Genomic DNA, 16,785 nt, shown 5'->3' with positions numbered 1-16,785 from the left:
GAGCGCGCTGGGCGCTAACCCGGGGCGCAGCCTCTGGACCGCCAAGAGGAAATGCCGGTTGCATCGTCACGGCCTAAGCTAGATCGGCATTCTGGGATGACAATGAATTTCCGAGGGGGGCGTGAGGGGTTGTGATTAAATCCGGGTGAGGCTCGACCCCGTATGGAGTTCCGCCTTTAGCCCAATCCATGCAGTTGGAGTCGCGTTCGCTCATGGAGATGCCCCTAGGTTTAGCCAGTTGGGTTCGAGCCTTCCAACTGCATTGCAGTTGGGAAGTGGAGAAACAATTTTGTCCAAAAGTCTTCTCCACCAGTCGCGTAGGCGGCCGGAGGGAACCGCCAACCGGATGGTCGTGTAACCGCCTGTCTGACTGATGACTCCCCCCGTATTGAAAATCAAAAACCGCAATGTTGTTGCCCGGACCTTGTCGCTCCACCCCAAGTGACCTTGGAAGAGGATGCAGAGGTTGTAGCTGAAGACCCCTAAACTCAGGGCAGCTTCTGTCGCGTAAAACTTCTTCAACGAGAGCTGCGGTAGCGCAAAACATTCATCCAGCTCACGAATCACATTCTCACTACCCGCTCGTCCGTTATAGCAGCGCCACACCTCCACGGGGCTCATAGACTCTGGCAGATTAGTTACCAACACCTGGAAAACGTAACCAGGACAGTCGATTAGCTTTTTGCCACCGGCGTCGGGCCGTTGAGCCCGCAAATGCCGAATGAGGATCACTCTTCTGGCACGGCTCCAACTCCACTCTTGATGGGACAGATCGGCCACCTCAGTGCCGGCTAGATCGGTGGACTGCCACCGCGTGGTGCTGCGGATAAGCCGGTAGACCGGTTCATAGAGGCGCCCCACAACGATGTAACTCAGCAAGCGGCCTTCTAGAAGGGCCAAAAGCGGGTCATAACAGAACCCTGAATCGGCCCTAATTACCTTAAGCTTCAACCATCGTGGAATCCTGCCCAGCAACTCCTTCATGAATGCCACCACATTATTGTCGCATCGACTGTTACCTGTACGTAGCCAGAACCCCGCCACCAGTTTGGCCTCCGCGAGCACTGCCAATAAAGGGTGATAGGCACGCTTGAAACCTTTAGGCGTATAACCCGTCTCCACTCCCTCTTTCTGATGCCCATCCTCATGCGAGAGCACCGTGCTGTCCACATCCAGACAATAACCTTCCTTGCGAGAGCGCAGCCGTTCAATTCCCCACAGCCATAACCGGTTAAAACACTCCGAGTTGGCTGGACCGCTTTTAAAACTCTGAAAAAAGCGCGAATAGGCTGACTGGCTACCAATGCACTCAATGCCGAGCAATTGTGGCAGCAGGGGGTCAGCTCGAAGATGAGCTACGTGGGTGAGCTTTTTGGCGCCCGCTAAAACCCCGGTGATGAACCCCAAACCCAAATCGGCAGCCGGAGTAGCGTTGTTGCTGGTTCGCCGCGGAAGGCATTCGCTCAGCAGTTCTTGCAGATTGTGCCAGTGGATAAAACTGGCGAAGGTGCTGAGCCCTGCATGCGAGGATATTCGCTGGTTGGTAAAGCCAATTTGAATTGTTTCCTGCCCGTTATGCAGCTTAATAAACTCCGTCACTGTTTGGGGACTCGATACGTCGAGGTGCTTAGTTGAGTTTTTCATGTAATACCGCTAGCACACCTCAAACAGTGACTTTGCTCAACTGCATGGATTGGGCTGAAGGCGGAACTCCTTACTAGGGAACAAGAGTCTCGATGGACTTTAGATCAGTAGTGGCCTCACTTGGAAGTAATATTACTCCCGATTATCATTGTTTAAACATTGATAATGAAGCATTTGTAATTTATTCGGGCTGGGCCTGCTGGCGGACGTGGAGCACCGTTAGCTCGCGGTTTCCTCCGGGCAGTTTCACCTGGATCTTTTGGCCGACCTCCGCCTGGACCAAGGCCCGGGCGAGCGGAGAAATCCAGCTGATCCAGCCACGGTCGACATCCGTCTCATCCACCCCCACGATCCGGTAGGTGTCTTCTTCCCCACGGGAGTCCCGGACCGTCACATAGCTACCGAAGCGGATGCGGCCATCGGCGTCCGTTGCCGGAACGACCACCGAGGCGCTCTCGAGGATATCCTCGAGCAGTCGAATCCGCTGATCCAGCTTCTGAAGTGCCTCTTTGTCGCTGCCCGCCTTCACTTGGGCCAGGAGTCGAGGGCGCTCCTCGTTTACCGCCAAATCCAGGTCTCGCCGCAGGCGTTCCGCTCCGTCCGCGGTCAGGTGGTTCAGCACGCCCGCTGGGAGGGAGGCCGATGCGGGACGGAGCGCCGGTAGTTCGGGCAGGTCGTCATCCGATTCGCGAGTGAACGCTTTGCTCATGGGCGGATGCTAGCATCGCCCGGGGGGTGAGGCGCGCAAAATTTCCCGGATTGAGGGGCGGGTGGCCACTGCTCCGGGGAATTGGTGCCGCCAGCGTTCGATTTTTTCTTCCTTTGACCCGCGGCCTCTGATATCGAGTCCAAGTGAGTTTCAGCCTGATAACAAGATGGATCGCCAGCTGTGTGCTTTTTGCTGGTTTGACTGCAGCGTATGCGGAGACGTACGAAACCTTGGATGGCAAGGTTCTGAACGGTCCACCCATCAGTATTACCCGCGATGGCGTCGCCTTCCGGGATGCCACTGGCAGCCAAGGGGAGCGGGTCGGTTACACCAACCTCACCCAGGCCTCGATCCAAGAGTTGCTGAAGAATCCCAAGGCCAAGAGGTTTGCCGAACCCTTTCTGGAAATGACCATCGATTCGACCAATTCGAATCGGCAGCCGATTGAAGTGAAGCCCTTTGAGCGCCTGGATCGGCCGGATCCTCAGGGTGGGCTGTTCAAGCTGGGCAGTTCCTCCTTCGGGATGGTTTTTCTCATTCTGCTCCTCATCGCGAACCTCTATTCAGCCTACGAGGTCGGTATCTTTCGTAATTACAATCCCTGGATGGTTCTCGGCATTTCGGTGGTTTTGCCGGTATTGACCCAGATCGTGTTCCTGTGCCTGCCGACTTATGTGCCGAAGAGTGTTTCCGAACACGTCGATGCCACGGCTGCCCATGTGCCGACTTTCACGACGGCCGGTGGAGCGCCGGGAGCGGAGCGACAGGCCGCTGCGGCGGCTGCCGCGGCCGCTGCGGCTGAGGCAGGCACCTCCTTGCCGGTCTACAAACGAGGCGAATTCACCTTTAACAAGCGCTTCTTCGAAACGAAACTCCCTGGTTTCTTTGGTGTTCGGCCCAGCGACGCTGAGAAGGGGCTCGTGTGCGAAGTGAAGACTAGTAAAGGCGCCCTGATCTGCAATCGCATCGTCCGAGCGACCGCCGCCGAGGTCTGTCTGCAGGTCGTGCGGAATTCTTCGCTCGAGGAGGTAACTGTGGCGTTTACCGATATCTCCGAAATAACGATTAAACCACGAAGCTAATAACTTCTGCGGCTTTTTTTGGCATAACCACTTTCAGCATCATGGAAGCCCGGTGTTCTAAGGAGCCTCAGCGAAAAACATGACCTTCAAGACTGTTCTTCTCTTTGGCGCTCCGGGGTCCGGCAAGGGCACCCAGGGCAAGATTTTAGGTGCCATCCCGGGCTTCTTCCATTTCGCCTGCGGGGACGCTTTTCGCAACTTGCGGATCGATGACCCGCTCGGCCGTGTCTTCATCGAATACTCCAGCCGCGGTCAGCTCGTCCCTGATGACTCGACCATCGAACTGTGGAAACGAAACATCAAGGCCAGTACCTCCAACGGCAGTTTTCATCCCGAGCGTGACATCCTGGTTTTGGACGGGATCCCACGAAACCCCGGCCAGGCTGAGATGTTGAAGTCGATGCTGGATGTGCGGGCGGTGTTCCATCTGACGTGCCCGGATATGAACAAGATGGTCGAGCGTCTCCAGCGCCGCGCGTTGCGCGAAAACCGTCTAGACGATGCCAATCTTGAAGTCATTCACAAGCGGCTTCAAACCTACGAGCAGGAAACCAAGCCGGTGCTGGAGTATTACGGCCCCACGCTGGTTCACAACGTGGATTCTACCCAGTCGCCGATGAATGTGCTGCGGATGATCCTCAACCTGATCGCGTCGCTCCAGCCCTGACCGAAACGGGTTCGTTCGGTCAGACCACGACGACTTCGTTCTCTAAGAGGCCGATCTCACCGATCGTAATTCGGACGATGTCCCCGGCGGCCAAGGTGAAGGAGTCCGGCGGAACCACCCCGGTACCCGTCAACAGAATGGCCCCCTGCGGAAACTCCTGGCTTCGGAACAAATAGTCCCCCAGTTCCGCAAAACTGCGTTTGATCTGGCCCACGGCGGTGTTGCCTTCGAACACTCCCTGTCCTCCCCGAGTGATGGTGATCTGGATTTTCCATTCTCGCACCTCGGCTTCGCTCACTCCCAACACCACGCAGGGGCCGAGGGCGCAGGAATGGCGGTAGGTCTTGGCTTGGGGCAGATACAGGAGGTTCTCGCCCTCGATGTCCCGCGAACTCATGTCGTTTCCGGAGGTGTAGCCCACGATCTCACCGCGAGAGTTGAACACGAGTGCGAGCTCTGGTTCCGGAACGTTCCAAGTGGCATCGCGCCGGATTCCCACCTTGCCTCCCGGCTCCGAGACTTTTTGAGGAAGGGATTTGAAGAACAGCTCTGGGCGCGGGGCCTCATAAACCCGGTCGTAGGCCGACGCGCTGAAGTCCGATTCCTCCATGCGGGCTTTCTTGCTGCGCAGGTAGGTCACCCCGGCGGCCCACACCTCTTGCTGATCCACCGGAGCCAACAGCTTCACGGACGCGAGCGGAACTCGGGGCAGCGGTTGGCGGCTGAGCGCCTCCAGCACGGCCACCGGGGCCGGGCCATCGAGCAGTCCGGACAGCCGATCGATGCCGGCAGCGCTGAGATCGAGGATTTCTGCCTGCTGCAGCAGGCCAAAGCGGGAGTGCCCGTGGGCGGGTTTAAAGCGGACGAGTTTAAGTGACATGGCTGCTAGGTTGGAATGAAATTTCGATGCGGATAAATCGCTCGGTTTAAGCGGAGTAGTCGAGGTAGATGGTCTTGAGCCGGGAGTAAAATTCCACCGCGCCGGATCCCTGCTCCTTGAAGCTGTCGGTGCTCGACTGCTTCACACCGCCGAACGGGGCCTGTAAGGCGAGGCCGGTGCTGATCTGGTTGATCTTGACCACCCCGGCTTGGATGCGTTCGGAGTAGAGCATCGCCTTCTTGAGATCGCGGGTGACGAGACTGGCGCTCAGGCCGACATCGACGCTGTTGGCGACGGAGATGGCTTCCTCAAAGTGGTCGACGGCCAGGATGGCCACCACGGGACCGAAGACTTCCTCGCGTGCGATCCTCATGCTGGGGGTCACGTCGCCGAGCACCGTAGGCTGCATAAACAGGCCGTGCTGCAGGTCTCCCTCGGTCAGGCGCTGTCCGCCCCAGAGCAGCTTGGCTCCCTCGGCCTGGGCGCTTTGAATGTGCTGGAAGTTACCTTCCAGTTCCTGCGAGTTGACCGCCGGGCCCATCTCCACGCCTGGCTGCAATCCCGGCCCCACCTTCAGGGCCTTGGTCTTGGCCAGTAATTTCTCGGTGAAAGGGGCCAGGACCGAGCGCTCCACGATGACCCGGCTGGTGGCGGTGCAGGCTTGGCCCGTGAGGCCGAAGCCCGCGCGAATCACCAGCGTGGCGGCCAGATCCAAATCGGCATCGGCCAGCACGAGCGTTGGATTTTTGCCGCCCATCTCCATCTGGGCGCGCGTCATGCGCTGGGCCAGTTGCTGGTAGATCACCTGACCCACACCATGGGATCCGGTGAACGACAGAGCCGAAATGGAGGGGTTGGTAGCGAGTTCGCCTCCCACGGACCGTCCATCCCCGACGACCACATTGAACACGCCTTTAGGCAGGCCGGCCTCGGCCAGGACCTTGGCGAGTTCGCAGGCCATGGCCGGGGCTTGCGAAGCCGGCTTAAGCACCACCGTGTTGCCGCACAGAAGCGCGGGCGCGAGCTTCCAGGCCGGGATGGCAATGGGGAAATTCCAAGGGGTGATCAACCCGACCACGCCCAGCGGCTCGCGTCGGGTGTAGAGCAGATTTCCCGGCAGATCATGCGGGATGGTCTGTCCCCCCAGGGTGTAGCTGAGGCCGCCAAAGAAGCGGAAGATGTCGGCGGTGCGTTGGACCTCTCCAGTGGCTTCCGCCAGGGTTTTTCCCTCTTCCCGCGTCAGTAGCTCCGCCAGTTCCGATTTGCGGGCTTCGAGCAGCTGCGACGCCTTGCTCAAGACGCGGCCTCGAGCCACGGACGTCACCCCCGACCACGCGGGGAAGGCGGCCTGGGCGGCGGAGATCGCCTGGCGTGCATCCTCCGCCCGGCCTTGCGGATAAACCGCCACCACCTCGCGGAGGTCCGCCGGATTCCGAGTTTCAAAAGTCGAGCCGGCGGAGTTGCTCGCCGGTTCCCCACCAATCCAATTTTGGTACGTGCGCATGGTTCAGAACGTGCGAGCATTCAAGCCTGAGTTCCGCTGGAAATGCCAGCCTGCATTTCATCTCGACCCCCGCTCGTGAATCGGAAATCGTGGTCCCCATCATGCCGGCTCCTGTTCATCCGCTCTACGAGCGACTCCTCCAGTTGCGCCAGGCCAGCTCCGACGCTGCCCTGGATGCGTTTCTGGATTACGTCACCTCCAAGAACCTGTCCCTCTACCCGGCCCAGGAAAACGCCATTCTGGAACTCTACGAACGGAAGAATGTCATTTTGAACACTCCCACCGGATCCGGGAAGTCCTTGGTGGCCGCCGCGCTCCACTTTCTCTCGGTCGCCCAGGGGCGCCGGTCGGTTTACACCTGCCCCATTAAAGCCCTGGTGAACGAGAAATTCCTGGCGCTCTGCCAGGAGTTCGGGCCTGACAATGTCGGCATGGCCACTGGCGATGCGACGGTTAATCGCGAGGCCCCCATCCTCTGCTGCACCGCGGAGATCCTGTCGAACCTGGCCCTGCGGCACGGTGACAAAACCGGCTTTTCCGAAGTGATCATGGACGAGTTTCATTATTACTCGGACCGCGATCGCGGGGTCGCCTGGCAAGTCCCGCTCCTGACCATGTCCAATGCCCGCTTCTTGCTCATGTCGGCCACCTTGGGGGAGACGGAGTTCTTCGCCCGGGAACTGACCCGGCTGACGCGCGCGGAGACCACCATCGTCAAGTCCGCCGATCGTCCGGTCCCGCTGGCCTTCGACTATTCCGAAGTTCCGCTCGCCGAAGCGGTGGAGCAGTTGGTCCAGAATGGCAAGGCCCCGGTCTACCTGGTTCATTTCACCCAGAATGACGCCGTTCAGAGCGCACAGAACTTCATGAGTCTGAACTTCTGCACTCGCGAGGAAAAGGGGGTCCTGACGGAAGCGCTGCGTGGAACCCGCTTCACCAGCCCCTTCGGAAAAGACCTTCAAAAGTACCTCAAGCATGGCGTGGGAGTGCATCATGCCGGGCTGTTGCCCAAGTACCGGATCCTGGTTGAACAGCTGGCCCAAAAGGGACTGCTGAAGATCATCTGCGGCACCGACACCTTGGGCGTGGGAGTTAATGTGCCCATCCGGACGGTGCTGTTCACCCAGCTGTGCAAATTCGACGGCCAGAAGACTTCGATTCTGACGGTTCGTGATTTTCATCAGATCGCAGGTCGGGCGGGCCGACGCGGCTTCGACTCGCAAGGATGGGTAGTTGCCCAGGCCCCGGAGCATGTCATTGAGAATCTGCGCCTCACCCAAAAAGCCGAGCGCGATGGAAAAAAGAACTTCGTGAAGCGCAAGCCTCCGGAGCATAACTTTATCTCGTGGGATCCAAAGACGTTTGAACGTTTGAAATCCGCCTCCCCGGAACCCCTGGTCTCACGGTTTCAAATCACCCACGGAATGTTGCTGAACGTGCTCAGCCGTGAGAACGAGGATGGCTGCCGGGCCATGCAGCGACTGGTTCGAGAATCGCATGAGTCTCCCAAGGCCAAGGAGGCGCATCGCACCCGCGGCTGGCAACTGTTCCGCTCGTTGGTAGACCGAAAAATCATCGAGCTGTCACCCAAGGGAACCGGCGGTGCGAAGCGGCTGCGGCTGAATGTGGAGCTGCAGGATGATTTCTCGCTCAATGAGTCCCTGTCCCTCTACCTCATAGATACTCTCAAGCTGATCGACCCCAACGCGGCGGACTATCACCTGGTTCTCCTGACGCTGGTGGAATCCATTCTGGAGAACCCCGAGGCGATCCTGCGCAAGCAGCTGGATCGCGTGAAGACGCGGGCCATGGGCGAGATGAAGCAGGAGGGTATTCCCTACGAGGAACGCATCGCGAAGCTGGAGGAGCTAGAGTATCCCAAACCGAACCGCGAGTTCATCTATAGCACCTTTAACGACTTTGCCGCCAAGCATCCCTGGCTGGGTCAGGAAAATATCCGTCCCAAGAGCATCGCCCGGGAGATGTATGAAAACTTCCGGTCCTTTAATGACTACATCAAAGACTACGAACTGAATCGAGCTGAGGGCCTGTTACTGAGGCATCTGGCCAGCGTTTATCGAACGATGGCACAGACGGTTCCCGACTCCGCCCGTACCGACACAGTGCGCGAGGTGGAGCTGTTTTTCGGCACGATGCTGGAGCAGGTGGACACGAGTCTCTTTGAGGAGTGGGCTCGGATTCGGAATCCTGATGCAACGGTGGAGGCGACGGCGGCCGGATCGCGATCGGCTTTGGGCGAGGGGGCGGCGCCACCTCCGTTGGAATACACTCAGGACACCAAGGAGTTCACGCGTCAGGTGCGGCAGTATGTTTTCGGTTTCCTGGGGGCGCTTCGGTCGCAGGACTACGAGGCCGCCTGCGGATGGCTCTCCGTGCCGGTCAATGCGGAGGGCGTTGAGTGGACCGAACGTGAGTTTAAGGTGAGGTTGGACCAGTATTACACCAGCCATGAATATTTTAGTCTCGATCCCAACGCGCGTAACCTGCGGTTTACGTTCGTGAAGCCGGCCGAGCAGGGGAATACCTGGGCCCTGGAGCAGATTCTGGTCGATCCCGAGGAGGCCAATGACTGGATGGCGGTCTTCCGGGTGGACTTGGATGCGTCTAAAGCGGCGAAGAAGCCCCATCTGCAGCTGCTGAGCCTAGGCCCGGTCGCCGCGTTTTGATGATGTAGCGTGGGCCGTCTCGGCCCTTTCTTCCTCAACCGAGGTGCGTGTGCATCAACCGGTTGCTTTTTGTTCTAGCGGGCTCTGCCAGCAGTTTAGCCAGCGGCGGAGCTACTCCGGAGTAGCTCTGGATAAGGATGGCGGTACTCCGCCACCGCTCGCTAACACGGACTGGCTTCAGCGCCTTAGGCTCATAACTGACAAAATTATGAAGCCAAGATACCGATTGTATCGACGGGGTGCCAGCGGTCGTTACTACGCCCAGGACCGCATCACGAACAAGCAGGAGAGCCTCGGGACCTCCGACAAAGCCGAGGCGGTTCGACTGCTCAACGCCAAAAACGAATCCGCCTATCATCCTGCTTTCAATATTCACCTGGCGCGCACCTATCTCTCTGCGGCGGATCCGACGGTTGCTACGCGAACCTGGAAAGATGTGATGGATGCGCTGGTGAGATCAAAAGTCGGGAAAGATCCGAGTACTGCTGCTCGTTATGAACGAGGACTAAAGCAGCCTGCGCTTGAGACATTCCGAGATCTGCCGGTGCTGCAGACACAGCCCGAGCACATTCTGGCCGCGATCCAGAAAGGTACCGTCTCCACCAACAACTACCTTCGCCGCTTACACAGCTTCGCTCATCAGATGGGTTGGTTGCCTTGGCCCGTGTTGCCGGTGAAGCAGTGGCCACGCATGAAGTTCAAGGACAAGCGAGGTGTGACACTGGAGGAACATCAACGGATAGTCACCTCCGAGAAGGATCCCGAGCGCAAAGCCTTCCTACAACTTTTGTGGCATGTCGGAGCATCTCAGATTGATTGTGCCTCGTTGGTCGCCGAAAACATCGACTGGCACAAGAAGACGATCAGCTATCGACGTCGTAAAAACGGGATGCCCGCCGTCTTGCGATTCGGAGATGAAGTCGCGGGGATTTTGCGGACGTTGCCGAACAGTGGACCGCTCTTTCCAAATTGGTGCAAACTTCGATCTGAGGAACGAGCGGCGAAATTCTACTCGAAGTGCAAGGGCCTGGGGATCGCAGGGATAAGTCTTCACTCTTACAGATACGCTTGGGCCGAACGTGCCAAGTCTATTGGATACCCCGAGAGGTATGCTCAGGAAGCTCTGGGCCATTCAAGCACTGCTGTTCACCGTGCTTACGCGAAACACGCAAATGTGGAACTTCCCCCATTAGAAGAATACGGAAGGTGAGCCTCGTTCGGGATGGGCCTTCATGTGCTCCACCTCAAGTTGAGGCGACTCAAATGGGGGGGGGGTAATGCAAATTGTGGTGGACCGCGCAGACGGGATTCTCTGAAAGCAAAACTCCGCCCCCTCCGAAGACTTTTTTCAGGGAAGGTTGGAGATTTTCAGCGTGCGATTCTTGACCATCAGGGGAGTGACCCCATAGCCGGGCCGCTCCTGCTTCCTGCGACGACACGACAGACTCTTCATGCGGCTGAATTTTCCCCCACCGGCAAGACTCAAGTGGCTAGTTTTGAGCTTAGTTCGCTAAAGGCTCCAGACAAATTAACCTCCCGATGGCAACTTCTCCCCAGCTCGAATGAGGAACCGGCGGGCAATGTGGAATGCGTGTTCCACGGATGAATTCGACCGATCCAAATCCTAGTTGAATGAAATGTTCGTAAGAGCTTGCTCTCAAAATGGATGCCAACGTAGATTCCGACCAAAGAGGAACCGAAGCTGCCAATAAACGAGTGGTTGAAAACATGGCAGACGTTAGGTCGATTTACCTGTGGTACGAATGATGCTTCCCAGCTATGCGGGTGGTGTGCGTTGACGTTTTTGGCCTAATCATATACATAATACTGTCTACTTTATATCTTAAACTAATCGTCATGTAAACAAGGGTAACTACGTTGTGTTGGAAATCAAAAGTGCTGCGATGATAACCTCGGGAACCTCAGTCTCTTCCTCAGAAGTTCGAGTTGAGGTGGAAACTGCTGCGGCATCCGTTCTAAGTCTTGTTGAATTGCAGGCTGCTAGCACGGCTCATCTGAGGAATGCTTGGCTTTGGAGGGAAGGGGAGCTGTCCGTGTCGTTCTTCAGATCGAGAGAGAACATCTCATTTGTCGCAGTTACCAACCCGGCACAGAAGAGAACCGTAATACAATTGATTTCTGAACTCTAGTTTTCGTGTCCAATCCCATCCTCAAAATGCACCTTTTCAACTTGTGACGCTAACCAAAAATGAGGTGGCCGTTCTGATCGAAATCTCACCGCCTCCCACCGGCCCACTGAATCCCTTTCCGGGAGCGCTGTCGTTCCAACAACAATCCTAGAGCAGTGGTTTGCTGAAAATCTGGAAAGCGTCCATGGTTCCTGGACGAGGCTTTTCATCAAAAGTGCTCAGCAGCGATTTTCAACAATAGGAACAAAAGCGGTGCCATCTGATAGAACCGTCGTGGAAAAGGAGGTAAGTCTATAAACCTGATTCTCTTCATTCGATAAAGTTTGAGAAATCCAACAAACCACATTAATCCGGCTAGTAGTATGACTCCCAAATAGCCAGGCCTTAAAAACCAACCGTAGATGTAAAGGGAACCAGTCAGTGCTAATGCGTTGATGACGTAACTTCCGCACGCTGTGGCGTAACGCATCTGGTTTAGCATCGATTCATTGGACGCCTCCCTATCTCCAAGCAGAAGCCGGTCCCAGGATTCCCCTGCGGCCGACAGCGCAGAAGTAAATAAGAGCCCAAAGTTTGAGAAGAGAATTTTCTCGACATCCATACAGGAGTGTAGTCAAGCGTTTATAGTTATTGTCCGCAGTCTGTTATGTTGGCTAAAGGCCTCCTCCGACGGATTGCCTAGAGAATCGGTCATCAACTCTACTTCGGGATAAGTAAGGAAGAGATAGTCAACTTTGAGCATAAACCTCGTGTCGATCTCCTGTATCTCACCAGGCGGCTCGGGAACCGCTTTGCCAATCCAAGAACAAAACGCAGGCTTAAGGTTCGGACCTATGCCTAAGCCAAGCTGCGCGCTGACCCAAGGCGGAAGCTTCTCTCTTACCACTGCGTTATAAGGTTTCCCCTCTTTAGCAACTAACCAACCACTGCCGACACCACTGATTTTGACCCGAAAAAAGAGGTGTAAGGTTTCGCCAGCCTCATTCTTGGCGTATATCAGGATGTCATCGTCTTTTAGAGTGCAAGCAAATGTCGGGTCTAGAGGTGAGGCTCTCGCCACACCATCTCGTGGCACACACACTAGGATAGAGGCATCGGCCATTTCGTCCTGCGCTGTCTCCATCCTAACCCAGGGATCCTCCTGAATTGCATGCTTAACGAGCAGGTCCCAGGAGGCCTGTGGTTTGTGGTGTGCAAATGGCATAACTCACGCGGCAGGGCGAAGTGCGACTACGGAAGGAAGGAAAGGATTGTTTGGGGAAGTGGTGGTGGTTGATCGATCTGTCTTCATAGACCAATGGAGGTACTATTCTAGTTGGGCAGGATTGCGTTGAGGAATACTTTTCGTGATTACCGAATATATTTGCCTCAGAAGCGATCTGTTTCCAGACCAAAGGTGAGAAGCCATGAAAAACTCTGAACAGTCTGCAATCTCAAATCTTTGTAGAGCTATGTTCAGAACTAACCGTTTTGGTTGTCCAGGCAGAAAGCAGAGTGTCTCGATGTGGATATCGGCAATTCGGCGCAAGATCGAGACGCGCACTGGATGCATGAGATCCTCGCGGGATAGGCCAAACCGATCCCCTGGGAGAGCAAAGTCCTCTATTCGAAAAACGGAACGGTGAGGTAGCTGCCCCACCACTATTGTCTTGCTAGGTTCGCTCTTGGTGGAGGAGTGACTTCGCGTGGGCGCTTTAAACGGAAATGGGAAAGTGCATTCAATGCTGCCTTCGCTCGACCAGAGGAGACAGGCACGGTTCAAAGTTTCATTCAGGGCCTTTCGGTCTCCACGTATAGGCCACCCGATTGTCCCAAACCCAGTTTCTTGATCAAACTCTGCTGAAACAAGCTGGGTTTCATGTTCAGCACACTCGATCGACAGGGAATGGTGTCCTCCCGTGGGGTCACCTTTCCGGCTCACAGAGATGCCGAAGACTTCCAAGATTTGACTCGAGTTGACTTCATGCAAGTCTCTGCCGATGAAGGCCGGAGACGCTCGATCTGGGACGGGCCAAGCGCTCCGGAAGTCGACATTTTGCACATCACCAGGCAAGCACTCTGTCTCAGTTGGCGTCCTTGCCTCAGCCTGATGGTTCTGAAGAACCGTTCTTACGCGATTGTACCAGCGATATGCTCGGTCTGGGAAAGAGATCTCTGTAAGGAATCGCTGTGGCGCGGCGCTGCCTACCTCGCTCGAAGCTGACTGAGTTACGAAGAATTCATCCCACTTTAAGCGTAGTCTTGAAAGTTCGACAAAATCCGACGTGACGGCTTTAATACAAGCGTCGACAGAACCATAGGAAGCTCGGATCGCGGTATGCAAAACCGCAGAAAGCAGGTGACAGATCAACCACGGAGTTGCGGCGGACTCACAGAACCCAGAGTACAATCCAAGCAGGGAAGCTACGCGGTCCTGACCGAAGTCCTTCTTGGGGATGTTCAATATACACTCTGTTGCTGTGAGTAATCTCAGTGCGTGTTTTGGCGATCTCGCGGATGCGTGGGGAAGTCGCTGAAGAAACAGTAAGTTATCGCATGCCCAGACTGTCGCTACATTTGAGCCGTCGTTCCGGTTTGAGCTCCGCGGCCTGTTAACCCTTGACCTTGCGTTGATTGACACGGATAGCCGCTCAGCTGATGTTTTATCATATGATTGTTCCCATCCATGAGCGACCGAACTCATGCTTACAATACGTCCCTTGTATATCAACTGCTCTAGCTTGCGATAACCACTAAAATACTCGGTAATAATCGGAGATAACACAAACGCAAGCTGATCGATGTTGCCTCTCATCTTTCCCATGTCTTTGTCCTGGATCAGGGTCTCGTATAACTGGTAGACCTCTGAACGTTTGTTTTCATCAAGTTGAGAGGGATGTGTCTCAGTAAAATGTTGGCGAACTCTCTCGGCCAGAGGAGCGATCCTTGATATCCAGCTAATGAGCTCCGAGATACAACCGGGAGGTAGCACGAAACGCGCTGGTGAATTGTCGATAATGTAACGAACGAGGATATAACTAGCCTTAGACTTTGTCGTCTGGAGGCTAGGGAATAGGTAGGAGTGTAGGATCTCGAAGTCCAAGGCGAACACCGGGGGGTAACCAGCGGCTTCCTTCTGCATCATCTGGATTGCATCCGCCAGGAGTGAGCTTATCTCCGTAGTAACTCGCGCTAGCTCGTTAAGCCTTGAAAGCTTCAGTTGGATCTTCGGCTGGGCATCGCTGTTACTTGGCATGATGTTCGATCGGCTAAGAGTTAGCTTATCCTTCCCTTGTCTTGGCGAAAGCTCCTTGCGCACTTGGCGATTGTTAGGGCTCCTTCCTCGGCTTTGACAGGTTTATCGATGATTGTAAATCCGGCCGCAAGCGGAGCGTGTGAGTCTGGATAAGCATGAGTTTGGAAAGCATTGAAGAATCTCTCCACCTCCTTTATGATAACATTTCGATAGCAATCGCGCTGCTTTGCAAGTGCTCCGGCTAGAACGATTTGCAATGGTGATTCACTATTGCGACTAGGGTCCTTGAGGCAGGACCTAGCTGCAGCATCCAGTCCCGCTTTGACGGATTTTATGATCTCAGCTCTTCCGCATTCAAGGATTTGACGTGCTGTTGTATCCCCCGTTTTTGCCAAATGAGAAATCACTATCGCGATATCGGCTATTCGCTTCCGCCAGAAGTTTGTGTCGCGTACTTCATAGAACCAGTGAACTATTTCCTGCTCTCGGGCCAGACCAAGGTGCTGGAGTACTTCGTTCTTAAACGTGTCCGTGGCCGACCTTCTACCATCCTTGCTGTCGATAATGCGTATTAGCGCCTCCCGGCCTAGGTAGTATCCACTTCCCTGGTCAGCCAACTCGCTCCCCCAACATCCTACGCTCACATATTTTTGTAAAGAAGCGAAGAACGCAACATTGGAACCTGTGGAAACTGTAATGAGCCCTCCATAGTCAATTCGGTGCGCGGCCATTGTGGCACAAACATCCTCGCAAACATTGACTTGATCATCTGCAAAGCACATCTCGGTCAAAAACCTTCTAATGACTCGTTTCTCTGAATCATCGAAGATGCCGGACATAGCAACGCAAGCGGATCTCGTGTTTGAAGCAAGCTCTGCAACGGACCTAAGTTTTAGGCGCAGTGCTATTGCATGAAATGCGTGCTCAAGATCCGCTTGTAGATCTCGGTTCACTCGCATGGCTAAGGGCCCAAATTCTAAGACATGGCGCGTTCCTTTACTTTCCACCATAGCCAAGGAACGACCAGCAGCGCCGACAAGCCCTATCAAGACATCTGGTCTGGATTCTGCCTTTGAGCTTTTTCGTCCCATGGTTTTGTAGCTTGCTTCAGCAACAGTTCTCGATTCCTCAGACCGGATTCAACTTCAGGCCGGATCGAAAGGTATTGAATTGTCAGGGACAATAAACCCCCTTTTTATTTATCCAAAACACTCACGCCGCGGTTGGTCAAGTGAAATCCCAGGAGGTGGAAGTTGCATTCATCAATTTATGAGCGATTTGGAGTCAATTCTGAAAACATTGGAATCATTGGTGTTTGTAAACCGAAACCACGATTCATCAAACTCATCTACTCACAGCCACGGGCTCATTGCGCGAAGTCGGCACTATGCGAACGCAATCTGGAGTGCGTCCTCGTGTGTCTGCCTGACTTGAAGTCTCGGGCGATTTTACCCGCAAGTGAAAACTCGTGCTCATCGGTCATGTTCGGCGAAGCCCCTAGCATAGATCGGGCGGATTTCACCGTTCGGGCTGGTAGACTTTGCAAGCTACCCTACCAAAGAATACGTCGGAGGATCGTGGAGTCTTACAAGAATGTAGATTGTAATGAATCCCGCGAACGATCCGAGACCTCAGTTTGGCAGCCTTCGGTTCCACGAGTAGGCCAGCATTTTACTATAGATTTGTGTTCGGCTCTTGACTGGCCATTTGGAAGTTCCATGCTAATTGCAATGAGCAAGAAACCCCAAAGCCGCATCGGAGAACGGAGCTCGGTCTCAGGCCGTTTTGTCAAAGACGGCACTGCCAAGCAACGGCCCAATACAACTGTCAGAGAACACATTCCGCTTCCGGGTAAGGGGAGCGTCAAGCCTAGGTGAGGCATCGCACAGATGGTCGGCGCGGCGAGTAATTTGGGGGGCTACGTGCTTCTCAGTATTCCACCTTGAACGTCGGGGAATCCTCCGCCCGCATGTGCCGCTTATCGTAAAGCCGCGTCGTGGAGATGCTGGAATGCCCGAGCCACTCCTGAACCCGTGCGATGTCCGAGCCGTGCTCAAGCGCATTGGTCGCCGCTGTCGCCCTAAGCGAATGCGGCCCCACTCCCTCAGCCAGAATCCCCAACTCTTTCGCATACCGCGCCACAACATCCCGATAAATGGACCCCGGCGAAATCCCGAGCGCCTTCTGGTTCAGACGATTCGAGATGACACGAAAAAGGGGACTATCC

12 protein-coding genes are annotated in these 16,785 nt (G+C 55.3%); 4 read left to right on the top strand and 8 right to left on the bottom strand.

The window, feature by feature from the left end:
- Nucleotides 1-210 precede the first annotated feature (210 nt).
- On the bottom strand, nucleotides 211-1,644 hold the full coding sequence (locus JNN07_21890) for an IS1380 family transposase (GenBank protein ID MBL9170403.1): 1,434 nt from the start codon (nucleotides 1,642-1,644) through the stop codon (nucleotides 211-213).
- A gap of 181 nt (nucleotides 1,645-1,825) precedes the next feature.
- A complete protein-coding gene (locus tag JNN07_21885) occupies nucleotides 1,826-2,353 on the bottom strand; it encodes a GreA/GreB family elongation factor (GenBank protein MBL9170402.1) in 528 nt (175 codons plus the stop codon).
- A 197-nt stretch (nucleotides 2,354-2,550) separates the two neighbouring features.
- Here JNN07_21885 and JNN07_21880 point away from each other — a divergent pair, with 197 nt between their 5' ends.
- Both JNN07_21880 and JNN07_21875 read left to right on the top strand, forming a co-directional pair.
- Nucleotides 2,551-3,435 (top strand): hypothetical protein, encoded by an 885-nt coding sequence (locus JNN07_21880; GenBank protein MBL9170401.1) that lies wholly within the window; start codon nucleotides 2,551-2,553, stop codon nucleotides 3,433-3,435.
- Between the two features lie 79 nt (nucleotides 3,436-3,514).
- On the top strand, nucleotides 3,515-4,102 hold the full coding sequence (locus tag JNN07_21875) for a nucleoside monophosphate kinase (protein ID MBL9170400.1): 588 nt from the start codon (nucleotides 3,515-3,517) through the stop codon (nucleotides 4,100-4,102).
- A gap of 19 nt (nucleotides 4,103-4,121) precedes the next feature.
- Here JNN07_21875 and JNN07_21870 read toward each other — a convergent pair whose 3' ends face one another.
- Complete coding sequence (locus tag JNN07_21870; GenBank protein ID MBL9170399.1) at nucleotides 4,122-4,982, bottom strand: fumarylacetoacetate hydrolase family protein; 861 nt, start codon at nucleotides 4,980-4,982, stop codon at nucleotides 4,122-4,124.
- A gap of 46 nt (nucleotides 4,983-5,028) precedes the next feature.
- On the bottom strand, nucleotides 5,029-6,486 hold the full coding sequence (locus JNN07_21865) for an aldehyde dehydrogenase family protein (protein ID MBL9170398.1): 1,458 nt from the start codon (nucleotides 6,484-6,486) through the stop codon (nucleotides 5,029-5,031).
- Nucleotides 6,487-6,587: 101 nt separating this feature from the next.
- On the opposite strand from JNN07_21865, the gene JNN07_21860 reads away from it, so the two are divergent.
- Together JNN07_21860 and JNN07_21855 are read left to right on the top strand one after the other, a co-directional pair.
- Nucleotides 6,588-9,173: a DUF3516 domain-containing protein gene (locus tag JNN07_21860; GenBank protein ID MBL9170397.1), complete on the top strand. Its 2,586-nt coding sequence runs from the start codon at nucleotides 6,588-6,590 to the stop codon at nucleotides 9,171-9,173.
- A gap of 208 nt (nucleotides 9,174-9,381) precedes the next feature.
- A complete protein-coding gene (locus JNN07_21855; GenBank protein ID MBL9170396.1) occupies nucleotides 9,382-10,383 on the top strand; it encodes a tyrosine-type recombinase/integrase in 1,002 nt (333 codons plus the stop codon).
- A gap of 1,148 nt (nucleotides 10,384-11,531) precedes the next feature.
- Here JNN07_21855 and JNN07_21850 read toward each other — a convergent pair.
- The 4 genes from JNN07_21850 to JNN07_21835 form a co-directional block, all read right to left on the bottom strand.
- On the bottom strand, nucleotides 11,532-11,924 hold the full coding sequence (locus JNN07_21850) for a hypothetical protein (GenBank protein MBL9170395.1): 393 nt from the start codon (nucleotides 11,922-11,924) through the stop codon (nucleotides 11,532-11,534).
- Nucleotides 11,925-11,936: 12 nt separating this feature from the next.
- Complete coding sequence (locus tag JNN07_21845; GenBank protein ID MBL9170394.1) at nucleotides 11,937-12,527, bottom strand: hypothetical protein; 591 nt, start codon at nucleotides 12,525-12,527, stop codon at nucleotides 11,937-11,939.
- Between the two features lie 2,051 nt (nucleotides 12,528-14,578).
- Nucleotides 14,579-15,649, bottom strand: a complete 1,071-nt coding sequence (locus JNN07_21840; protein MBL9170393.1) for a hypothetical protein — start codon at nucleotides 15,647-15,649, stop codon at nucleotides 14,579-14,581.
- Between the two features lie 838 nt (nucleotides 15,650-16,487).
- Nucleotides 16,488-16,785, bottom strand: a 298-nt coding sequence (locus tag JNN07_21835; GenBank protein ID MBL9170392.1) for a tyrosine-type recombinase/integrase, incomplete at its 5' end; no start/stop codon positions are given.

It is taken from the genome of Verrucomicrobiales bacterium (assembly GCA_016793885.1).
Taxonomy (GTDB): domain Bacteria; phylum Verrucomicrobiota; class Verrucomicrobiia; order Limisphaerales; family UBA11320; genus UBA11320.
The sequence above is the reverse complement of the archived record's forward strand: the minus strand, read 5'-3'. Positions and strand labels throughout refer to the sequence as shown.

Bases quoted from the DNA above. Each gene is read 5' to 3' on its own strand.
- JNN07_21840 (MBL9170393.1), bottom strand. From the start codon at position 15,649: ATGGGACGAAAAAGCTCAAAGGCAGAATCCAGACCAGATGTCTTGATA.
- JNN07_21860 (MBL9170397.1), top strand. From the start codon at position 6,588: ATGCCGGCTCCTGTTCATCCGCTCTACGAGCGACTCCTCCAGTTGCGC.
- JNN07_21870 (MBL9170399.1), bottom strand. From the start codon at position 4,982: ATGTCACTTAAACTCGTCCGCTTTAAACCCGCCCACGGGCACTCCCGC.
- JNN07_21850 (MBL9170395.1), bottom strand. From the start codon at position 11,924: ATGGATGTCGAGAAAATTCTCTTCTCAAACTTTGGGCTCTTATTTACT.
- JNN07_21845 (MBL9170394.1), bottom strand. From the start codon at position 12,527: ATGCCATTTGCACACCACAAACCACAGGCCTCCTGGGACCTGCTCGTT.
- JNN07_21865 (MBL9170398.1), bottom strand. From the start codon at position 6,486: ATGCGCACGTACCAAAATTGGATTGGTGGGGAACCGGCGAGCAACTCC.
- JNN07_21855 (MBL9170396.1), top strand. From the start codon at position 9,382: ATGAAGCCAAGATACCGATTGTATCGACGGGGTGCCAGCGGTCGTTAC.
- JNN07_21890 (MBL9170403.1), bottom strand. From the start codon at position 1,644: ATGAAAAACTCAACTAAGCACCTCGACGTATCGAGTCCCCAAACAGTG.
- JNN07_21885 (MBL9170402.1), bottom strand. From the start codon at position 2,353: ATGAGCAAAGCGTTCACTCGCGAATCGGATGACGACCTGCCCGAACTA.
- JNN07_21875 (MBL9170400.1), top strand. From the start codon at position 3,515: ATGACCTTCAAGACTGTTCTTCTCTTTGGCGCTCCGGGGTCCGGCAAG.